This window comes from Aeromonas sp. ASNIH8 (assembly GCF_002919855.1).
Taxonomy (GTDB): domain Bacteria; phylum Pseudomonadota; class Gammaproteobacteria; order Enterobacterales; family Aeromonadaceae; genus Aeromonas; species Aeromonas caviae.
This window is the reverse complement of the sequence record NZ_PQLN01000130.1, coordinates 1-9,165: the sequence shown is the minus strand read 5'-3', so window position 1 is coordinate 9,165 and position 9,165 is coordinate 1. Positions and strand designations below refer to the sequence as shown.

At 52.9% G+C, this 9,165-nt stretch carries 13 protein-coding genes; 2 read left to right on the top strand and 11 right to left on the bottom strand.

Annotation, left to right across the window (positions count from 1 at the left end; all coding sequences use genetic code 11):
- Nucleotides 1-93 precede the first annotated feature (93 nt).
- Nucleotides 94-396, bottom strand: a complete 303-nt coding sequence (locus C3418_RS21425) for a hypothetical protein (RefSeq protein ID WP_103859246.1) — start codon at nt 394-396, stop codon at nt 94-96.
- Nucleotides 397-1,030: 634 nt separating this feature from the next.
- Here C3418_RS21425 and istA point away from each other — a divergent pair.
- On the top strand, nt 1,031-2,596 hold the full coding sequence (gene istA, locus C3418_RS21415) for an IS21-like element ISAs27 family transposase (RefSeq protein WP_043851823.1): 1,566 nt from the start codon (nt 1,031-1,033) through the stop codon (nt 2,594-2,596).
- Between the two features lie 22 nt (nt 2,597-2,618).
- A complete protein-coding gene (istB, locus tag C3418_RS21410; protein WP_043851824.1) occupies nt 2,619-3,374 on the top strand; it encodes an IS21-like element ISAs27 family helper ATPase IstB in 756 nt (251 codons plus the stop codon).
- 80 nt (nt 3,375-3,454) lie between these two features.
- On the opposite strand, the gene C3418_RS21405 is transcribed toward istB, so the two are convergent.
- The 10 genes from C3418_RS21405 to C3418_RS21360 all read right to left on the bottom strand — a co-directional run bounded on the left by C3418_RS21405 (nt 3,455) and on the right by C3418_RS21360 (nt 8,610).
- Nucleotides 3,455-3,787: a hypothetical protein gene (locus C3418_RS21405; RefSeq protein WP_073536850.1), complete on the bottom strand. Its 333-nt coding sequence runs from the start codon at nt 3,785-3,787 to the stop codon at nt 3,455-3,457.
- Nucleotides 3,788-4,015: 228 nt separating this feature from the next.
- Nucleotides 4,016-4,369 carry a hypothetical protein gene (locus C3418_RS21400; protein WP_011899380.1) on the bottom strand — a complete coding sequence of 118 codons (354 nt, stop codon included), beginning with the start codon at nt 4,367-4,369 and terminating at the stop codon, nt 4,016-4,018.
- 67 nt (nt 4,370-4,436) lie between these two features.
- Nucleotides 4,437-4,628, bottom strand: a complete 192-nt coding sequence (locus C3418_RS21395) for a hypothetical protein (protein WP_103859247.1) — start codon at nt 4,626-4,628, stop codon at nt 4,437-4,439.
- Between the two features lie 100 nt (nt 4,629-4,728).
- On the bottom strand, nt 4,729-5,181 hold the full coding sequence (locus tag C3418_RS21390) for a hypothetical protein (protein WP_043774434.1): 453 nt from the start codon (nt 5,179-5,181) through the stop codon (nt 4,729-4,731).
- The gene (locus C3418_RS21385) at nt 5,171-5,575 is read right to left on the bottom strand and encodes a hypothetical protein (protein ID WP_043774437.1); all 405 of its coding nucleotides are present in this window, start codon (nt 5,573-5,575) and stop codon (nt 5,171-5,173) included. Before C3418_RS21385 ends, C3418_RS21390 begins: the two co-directional genes overlap by 11 nt.
- A gap of 61 nt (nt 5,576-5,636) precedes the next feature.
- Nucleotides 5,637-5,867: a class I ribonucleotide reductase maintenance protein YfaE gene (yfaE, locus tag C3418_RS21380; RefSeq protein WP_308457652.1), complete on the bottom strand. Its 231-nt coding sequence runs from the start codon at nt 5,865-5,867 to the stop codon at nt 5,637-5,639.
- A gap of 57 nt (nt 5,868-5,924) precedes the next feature.
- Nucleotides 5,925-6,809, bottom strand: coding sequence for a DNA adenine modification methylase (locus C3418_RS21375; RefSeq protein ID WP_103859244.1), 885 nt, complete (start codon nt 6,807-6,809; stop codon nt 5,925-5,927).
- 66 nt (nt 6,810-6,875) lie between these two features.
- Entirely contained in the window at nt 6,876-7,370 is a 495-nt protein-coding gene (locus tag C3418_RS21370) for a hypothetical protein (RefSeq protein WP_103859243.1), read from the bottom strand.
- A gap of 79 nt (nt 7,371-7,449) precedes the next feature.
- On the bottom strand, nt 7,450-8,058 hold the full coding sequence (locus C3418_RS21365; protein ID WP_103859242.1) for a hypothetical protein: 609 nt from the start codon (nt 8,056-8,058) through the stop codon (nt 7,450-7,452).
- Nucleotides 8,059-8,067: 9 nt separating this feature from the next.
- Nucleotides 8,068-8,610, bottom strand: a complete 543-nt coding sequence (locus C3418_RS21360) for a hypothetical protein (RefSeq protein ID WP_073536845.1) — start codon at nt 8,608-8,610, stop codon at nt 8,068-8,070.
- Nucleotides 8,611-9,165: the final 555 nt, after the last annotated feature.

Below are 9,165 nucleotides of genomic sequence, written 5' to 3'. Positions count from 1 at the left end.
CAGCTTGTTTGAGGATGGCGATGATCTGGGTATCGCTAAAGCGTGATGTTTTCATGTAGAACCTCCTGCGTTCAAGGTACGGGAAAATTCTACTTATGAGCACCCTGGTTTTTCGGGGGGATTACCGGGGAAGGTGTAGCGGTTGATGTCCTGACTGTGAGCGAGTCGCAGATAGACCTTCTTCACCCGCACCTCGTCACCGTTGGGCTTTGCAGAAACTTTTCCATTGTACTTCTCGGTCACCAGTTGTTCGGCTTCCTGTTGATCGCGGCCTAATGAATAGCCGTAAATCACGTCAGTGAACCCGAGTCCGGTACCCATCGAATAGATCACGTCGTCAAAATAGACATCGGCGAAATAAATGCTGTATCCATCTTTGAGGTGTAATTTTTCCATGATGCTCTCCAAGTAAATTGTGAGCGCATCGCGTCCCAACCGGGCGGATGCGCCGGTTGGCGTTAATTGAGTTGATTACGGGCAGTCTAATTAGCCAGTTCCTGGCCGCTGTAGACATGACCCAATCGCAGGCAGTCAAGCACATGCAAGTTCGTCACTTTGTCCCGACACCATAGGCCAAATAGAACTGACCAGTCGCTTGGGTAGTGCCCTGCACAGGCCTCACGCTGCTTACGGGTTTTCGCTTTTGCCAGCTTTGCGTTATACGCAGCGTTGGCAGCCGCAGCCACTCGTTGGTACAGCAAGTCGTAGATCTCATTGAACCGTTTATCTGGTAGCAAACTTGCATATGCCATTGTCGTGCACTCCTATCAAAAATAGGACGCAGTATCCCAGCAGGGTACGCGCCCTGGCGGGGTTTTAAATCAACTGCATATTCCCACGCATGGCGATCGCTCAATAACATTCATGCCGATCACGTAATAACATCCATGCCGATCACTCAATAACATCCCACGCCGATCACTTTTTACCCTCGATGGGAAACCATGATCGGCATCCATGTTATTGGTGACTTTTTCTCCCCGCTTCGTTAAACCCGCACTTTCCCATCTGCTCCAACAGAGGAACGTGCATGTCTGCGAGGCCTATCACTGTGAGAAAACTCAAAGAAATTCTTCGCCTTAAATATCAGGCTCAACTGGCTCATCGGCAGATCGCCCTCAGCCTGCATATCTCTCCTAGCACCGTATCCTATTACCTCAACCGGGCGGCTCAACTGGGTATCATGACCTGGCCCCTGTCTGAGTCCTGGGATGATGTCTCCCTGGAGCGCGCATTTCTCAAGACCTGCTCTGTCCATAAAACTCAGCACAAACCCACTCCCAACTGGGCCTTGTTGCATCAGGAACTCAAAAAACCAGGTCAAAAAGGCGTGACCCTCGAGCTGCTATGGCAGGAGTACGCCGAGCGCCATCCAGGCTCCCACTACAGCTACAACCACTTCTGTCGGCTCTATAAAGAGTGGGCGGCCCTGCTGCAACCCTCGATGCGGCAGACCCATATTGCGGGCGAAAAACTCTTTGTCGACTACTGCGGCCAGACCATGCCCATTGTCGATCCGCATACCGGCGAGATCCTTTACCGGGCCCAGATCTTTGTCGCCGTGCTGGGGGCCTCCAACTACACCTTTGCCGAGGCCACCCGCTCCCAGCAGCTCGATGACTGGGTGATGAGCCACAAGCGCGCTTTCGAGTTCTTTGGCGGTGTGCCGCAATTGGTGGTACCTGATTGCCTCAAGAGTGCCGTCAGCGTGGCGCGCAATACCGATCCGGATCTCAACCCTACCTACCAGATGCTGGCGGCCCATTTCGGTACGGCGATCATGCCCGCGCGGCCCCGCAAGCCGAAGGATAAGTCCAAGGCGGAGGTGGGCGTGCAGATCGTCACCCGCTGGATCCTGGCGGTGCTGCGTCATGAAACCTTCCATAGCCTGGCCCAGCTCAATCAGCGAATGGGTGAACTGCTGACCCGGCTCAACCAGAAATCCTTCCAGAAGCTGCCTGGCTGCCGTGCCTCACTGTTTGCCGAGCTCGATGCACCGGCGCTCAAGCCGTTGCCGGATTATCCCTATCACTACACCAAAGTAGTGCCGGTGCTGGTTGGTAAGGACTACCACGTCGATCTGGAAAAGCACTATTACTCAGTGCCCTATGCCTTGCAGGGCAAGCGGCTGGAGGCGCATCTGGCCGAGCATACCGTCACGCTGTACCACGCGGGCAAGATCGTGGCCGAACACCAGCGGAGTCATCACAAAGGCCAGCACAGCAGCCTGCGTGAACACATGCCCGCGCATCATCAGGCACTGCTGGAGTGGTCGCCGGAGCGACTGCTTGGCTGGGCGGCGTCCATCGGCCCCTACACCACGCATTGGGTGGATGGCTTTATCCGGCAGGCAGAGCATTCGACGCAAGCGGTGCGCCCTTGCCTGGCCTTGCTGGGGCAGAGCAAAACCTATGGCAAGGAGCGGCTGGAAGCGGCCTGCCTCCGGGGGCACCTGACCGGCGCCAACCGGCTGCACAACATCCGCAGCATGCTCAAGCATGGCCTGGAGGAGCAACAACTCATTGCCAACGAGCGACAGGATCCGCTGCAAGACATCCGTCATGACAATGTCCATGGCGAGCACTACTTCCACTAACCCCACGGATCAGGAGAAGCCGATGCAATTACACCTCGATGAACAACTAAGCCGCCTGCACTTGAGCGGCATGAAACAGGCTCTGAACCAGCAGCAGGCCCAGAGCATGCTGTACCTGGATATGGGTTTTGAAGAGCGGCTGCAACTATTACTGAGCCATGAGCTGGTGCAGCGGGAGCAGAGGAAAACCAACCGCCTGGAGAAGCAAGCCCGGTTCCGGCTAGCCGGACAGGTGGAGCAGCTCGACTATCGGGCGGGTCGAGGCGTGAGCAAAGCGCAGATCCGCCAACTGCTGGAAGGACACTGGCTGAGTCATCAACAAAATCTGCTGCTGACGGGCGCGGCAGGCTGTGGCAAGAGTTACCTGGCGTGTGCCCTGGGCCGTTACTTTATCCGGCAAGGAGTGGGCGTGCGGTATTACCGGCTGAAAACCCTACTTGAAGAGATGCGACTGGCCCAAGCGGATGGCAGCTATCCGAAACTGCTGGAGCGGGTAAGCAACATAGGGGTACTGATCCTGGATGACTGGGGCATGGAGATGCTGGACGCGAGCGAACGCAGCAACCTGCTGGAGATCATCGATACCCGCTACGGCAACGTCTCAACGATAGTGGCGAGCCAATTGCCGGTGGAGAAGTGGTACGGGATGATCGGAGAGGCAACCTTCGCCGAGGCGATCTTGGACCGACTGATCCACAGAGCGGTGCGCGTGACCTTAACGGGAGAATCGATGAGAAAACAGGGCGCCAACTTGACCGATGCCGATCAGGCGGAGTAAAAGGAAGACGCTATAAACGCGGGCAGAAAAAAAGTGATCGGCATGATGTTATTGGCTGATCGACATGATGTTATTAGCCATCAACGGAACTCTTCGTGGTACACATCGAAGGAATATTGGCCGGACTCAGAACGGTCAAAGCCGGAACTGAATCCATCCTTCAACTTGCTCACAACCTCATCGAGCTCAATAGCCTCGTCCAAGCCTGCATCGCTTTCAATGAACGCGCTCAGCCAGTACACATTGCTATCGTTGCTTTGTGCCACTTGCTCAACTTTTTCGATGAAAAAGCGATCGCAAATAGACTGTGCATTGAGGTTCTCGATTGGCCGCTGTTTCTGAGTTTGATGCTGAGCCACTTTCAGTGTCTCTTGGATCGCCTCAAGAATCAGGGTTTTGATATTTACACTCATGACGTACTCCTTTGGTAAGAAGGACGCACTCCCCCAAAGGGAACTTTGCGTCCCAATGGGTTTTAAATAGTCTGACCGACAATACCGGTCAGGATAGGCAGTGTGCTGTTTGTTTTGGGAGACCAGCTATCTCACGCTTCACTCTCAACAGAGAGCAAAATCTGGCTTTCCGAGTGGCACATAAAATTTCACATGTGAGATTTTATGTGCCACTGGGAAAGCAGGGGGTTACCCCCCTACTTTAACCCGCGCAAGGCGGTTTAGGATAGACTCGACGCCTTCCCTAATGCCCGATGGGTCATAGCCTGCTTGAGCGCAACAGACGACGAACGAGAACGGATGGATGTCATCTGACATCATCCACCCCATCGTCTCCCGCTTGATCTCCGCACCAGCTCGACCATCGGCCAGGACTCTCAGACTATGCCAAAGCAGTCCATCTCGTAATTGCCAGACCTCATCATCAGACCATTCAAGCTTCTGCTCGAACGGGATGATCTCTGCGGTTTTAGGCATCTCTTCCAGAAAGAAAAGCTGTAGCTCAAGCTGGCTTTCATTCTGGAGCAGTTTCGCTGCATTCATGGTAGCTCCTTAGACGGGCACCATGTCCCCAACGGGGCACAGTGCCCCAATAGGGTTAGAGTCATCGTTACTTCGCGCCCACCAGACGAGAATTAATATTCTCATCCAGCCAGTCGTAAAGCGATTCAAGGTCACGTTTATGCTCCGGATTGCTTGCTCGGCTGGCATCTTGCGAAACCGTGCTCAGCATGGCCTTAGCCTCAACATTCGACTCAGAATTGTTCCCTGGAAACACTATCCGTTGACTGTGTTCTGTCATGGTCTTCTCCATTGTGAACAGAGGACCCTCCCCCATCAGGGCGAGTGGCCCCGTGGGTTAACAGTTCATGCGCAATAACTCGGTGATCACGGCCATTGGCTTAGTCATCATCGTCGTCATCACAGATGCAGAGGTCACGCGCAACGACTTCCGCGGCGAGCACGGCATAATCATGACCTTGCCAGAACCACTTCTCCGCCAGCTCATAGGCTTCGGTAGAAGGCTCACCATAACCATGCGCAACCACATAGTCATGGAACATGTCCTGATCAAAGGACCGGCCTTCCGCCTCCATGAACCAACCAAGAGGACACTCCAAAATGCGATGCCTGACGACATCACGATCTGAGTAGCCTTCACTGATGGCCTGGGTCAGCATTTCACGCGACATACCCGGAGGAGAAATAATCTCCAGATTGATCCCTTCAATTCCGGTTAGCTTCTCATCGAACGGCAGGCCCGCCAGTGAAAGGTGGTTACGTCGGCACCAACCGATGGCTCGCAAGATCCGGCTTTTGTCGGCGCTTTGAGCTGTGTATCGATTAAGCTGCATACCCACCTCCAGCAGTCTCCGCCTGTTCGAGCTCGCTCCCCTTTTCGACCATCTCTTTCAGGTCAAGCAGGTTCATGTCCGAATCCAGGGCGCAATCAATAGCTGATTGCACAATGCCTTTGTGGGCGAGTGTCAGAACACTCTCCAACATGGGAATCAGCGCATCGGCCTCGCAGTCGATCTGATTCAGAACTTCGAGCAAATTCCAATTTTCGAAAGGCCCCCAAGCAGAAATGTCGTCGGGTAGCGGTTCGTTGGGATCTTCGTTTTTTTCAGCCAGCTCGCACAAATACAGATAGGCTGAATAGCCATTTTCATGCGATCCCCGCTCACTGAGCATCATCGCGGTAGCGTGGTTGTAGGCGATCTGTTCCAGTTGAGTTTTGGTGGACATATTCATTTCCTCATATTTCAGAGGAGCCTCCCCCCTCAGGGGTTGGCCCCCTCCGGGTGGGTTAAATTTTAAGGGTCACGTCAGTCTTTGCTTTAGCGCAACAAACCAATACTTCCCCTTCGTCAACAAATGCGATCGGCATCTCTTCATAGGCGACCTGGCCCTTGACGAGACGAGTCCTGCACATGCCACAAAAGCCACTGCGACAATGTGTTTCGACAGCAAGACCCTTGCGTTCGATCTGTACCAACAGCACATCACTGCTGGCATGGAGCTCAATGTTCATGGTCATGTTCCTTAGGGTTCAGAGAACGTGACCAGCCCATCCGGGAGTCACGCCACGGAAGGGCTACTCAGCAAGTGCATAGACACCGGCCTCGCGTTGAACAAAAAACTTACTGTCTTCGAGAATCTGCCTGACATTTTCACGCCAATACTTATTATCAAAGTGTTTCGCATAAGCCTCCATCTCTTGATAAAGCTGCTCTAGCGTTAACGTCTTTCCCTGCATCACACGCCTTATCGCTGCACTCCAGGTAGTCGCAACCGATTTGGTGGCTCTACGGTCAACAGCAGGAAGAAGACGAAGCGATGTCGTGGAATCACTGCGACGAAACACCAGTAACTTCTCATGTGAGATGCGGACTAGCTTCCCGGCATACTGAGTGCGATCACTGACACAGTTGTGCTGCGTTTTGATGATCTCATCCACCAGCTTACCTGGAGCCAGACGCTCAACGAGACTGGACAGGTTGTAGTAGTCCCCTTCCCGCCTCAGGTTTCCCATCAAGATCCCGTAGTGGCCGCCCGGTTCGCAAGCATCATGAATATTCATGATTGCGAGCTCCAGCGCTTCCACAAAGGCAGGTAAGGTCATTCGACTCATATCCCACTTATGCGGCTCTCCCCACTGCTCACCGGAATATTGGATCATGTCCCAGTAAGGTGGATGCCACCAAATTAGATGGGCAGGCTCTCCGAGAAACGTCCGGAAGTCGTCCCGCAACAGATTGAACCCCTGGTGCAGGTCTGTGCCTTTGAATCGAACACCAAGTTCGTTGGCGACATCGACACTAGAGCCTCCCCCGATACTGGGATCAGCTACCAGGCCTCCGGGCTTTCTCATGTAAGACTCGATAAAGTCTTTTACGATGTGGCCCGTGCAGTTGCCGCGATACTTGTTGTTTCCATAAGGCCCCCGATTTTCATAGGAGCATACTGACGATTTGAACATGGTGTCCTCCATCTTGGATGGGGTGCACCTACCCCCGTCAGGGGCATATGCGCCCCTGGTTAGGGATTAGTTGTTCTCGTACCACCGGCACAAATGACCATAATCACGATTAAAAACACCCTCATTCGGAGCCTTCATCATGACCACATCACCTTCGCAGTAAGTGCAGAGCTTGAGCTCAAGTACATTCACCCAAAAGCCACTGTAAGGGGATGGCGAAAAAGCGATCTCCCAACCAGCTCTGAGCTGATGTTGGAAAAACACCCACGCATCACCACCGAAGTGTTTGAAGCGTTCAATCTCCGAACCATGCACTGTCAATTCAGGCTTGGCCCGTCCGGTACTCAGGCGTTTCTTGATGATGCGCCAGACCCAACGAAGCCGAGCGAATTGTCGATTGGTATCTTTTTTGAACCACTGGGGATTACGTTTGTACCAGTAGAACTTGGCAAAAATCTCCCCGGATAGAGAACTCAGTTCGTTCTTATCGAGTTGTTCGACAAAGCGACGAGCCGCACTGTCACGGGTGATCATTGTTTCCAAGGTGGATAGGTTGTTCATAGGGGCTCCTTAATAAGGTATTGGAGCCACCAGCCCCTTGGGGCAGCATGGCCCCAGAGGGTTGTTGTGTTGTTGAGTGTCAGTAGTACCGGATCCGGGGCCAGTACAGAATGGAGCCATGCCCCATGCTGTCTTGACTACCCTGACCAAGTAATTTGAACGCCTCCCCCATCTTGATAGCTACGAGGGTGGCATCTTTCCCTGGGGGAATATCGAGACCAAGACAGTAGCGTCCGTACATCCCTCGCCCAGAATACGACCGAATGGAAAACATTTCTCGGACGGTCTCACAGTCTTTGTTTGCTTCTTCAACAGCTCTGGTGAGAGCCTTGATCAGCAAATTATGTTTGCTTTTCAGGTCGAGGTTTTGGACGAATTCAACATTCAAAACCTGTCCTTCACATCCATCCGCAGCAGCAATGAGCACACGCTCTTTGGCCGCTTGCAGTTCAGTTTCCATTGGCTTCCAGATCCTCTCGACAGATCGCTCAATATGAGCGACCACCTCAAGCCAACTCCAGAATTCAAACCCGTCCCGGATAGAACAATGCCCAGGCTCTCGCCCTTCACGAACATCATCCTGGAGCCGTTCAAAAGCCTCGTTCCACCTGCCAGAATACTCAGGGGGAAATTCGAGGACCTGTAACGCGGCCAAACCGAGAGCTTGCCGCTTGATAGGTTCGATCATGATTGCCCCCTATAAGCGCTGGCTTGTGAAGCGAATTGCCTTGCCCACGAAATCAGCCATTAGGTGATTGCCGGAGGCCAGAAAATATTGCTGCCACTGAGCCCAGCCACCTATCGAGTCAACGTTCGACGGTGACTCGAAAACCCCCCAGACCTTGAGGTCACACCCAATAGCCAACACTTGGTTAACCTGTTTGGATATAGCCTCCTTTCCGAGGGAAAGAGTGAGCTGGCGTGGCGGTTGCATGATCATGCGTTCCGCTTCTTCGAAGTCGATCTTCTCGATGACGCCGCTAAGGGTATCAACCGAATACGTCATGATTTGCTGTCCTGAGTTCCCCCAGATCCAGTGAGTCACATGAGTGGGGTGAACCCCAACCTTTGTCGGCACCAGGGCAGACCCGCAAGTGCGGAGTACCCATACCAACTTGTGACCGCTGAACGTCTCTACGAGGGATAAGTCCTTAGACAAATCCTCCACGTAAAATTCCGGCAACTTGGTCTTCTTGGAGATGCTCAGCATTTCTGCTTTGATTTTTTCGATGTTAGTCATATGCGTTCCTTAAATGTTGAGGACGCACATGACCCAACGGGCGCTGTGCGCCCGAGGGGCTTAGATAGTTTGCTGTTTGTTTTGGGAGACCAGCTATCTCACGCTTTACTCTCAGCAGAGAGCAAAATCTTGCTTTCCGAGTGACACAAAAAATTTCACATGTGAAATTTTATGCCCCTGGGAAAGCAGGAGGGGAAACCCCCTCATGCTTAAATTGTTGCACAGCAACAGCATAAGCGATAACGCTCAAGCTGCCCTTTTCGGGTGAAATGCCGGTGGCAGACGGCCATCTCCAAAGGGGAAAACCGTCTGGATTACTGCACCCTGCGGTGCATTTCTCACTTAGTCACCAACGAAATAGAACCGCGGGTGGATTTCAAGCGAAAGGTTCTCTTCTTGTTCTGAATAGCCCACTCAGCCCATGCCATCAGGGCGAGATCGTGAACATTTTGTTAAAAATTAAAAATAGTTTTTTGCCTACAAAACAAATACTTATAGGCCTGTGATATGCAGTTAACTTTATAGTCAGGATCGCCTTCACACTTTTTAATCGTC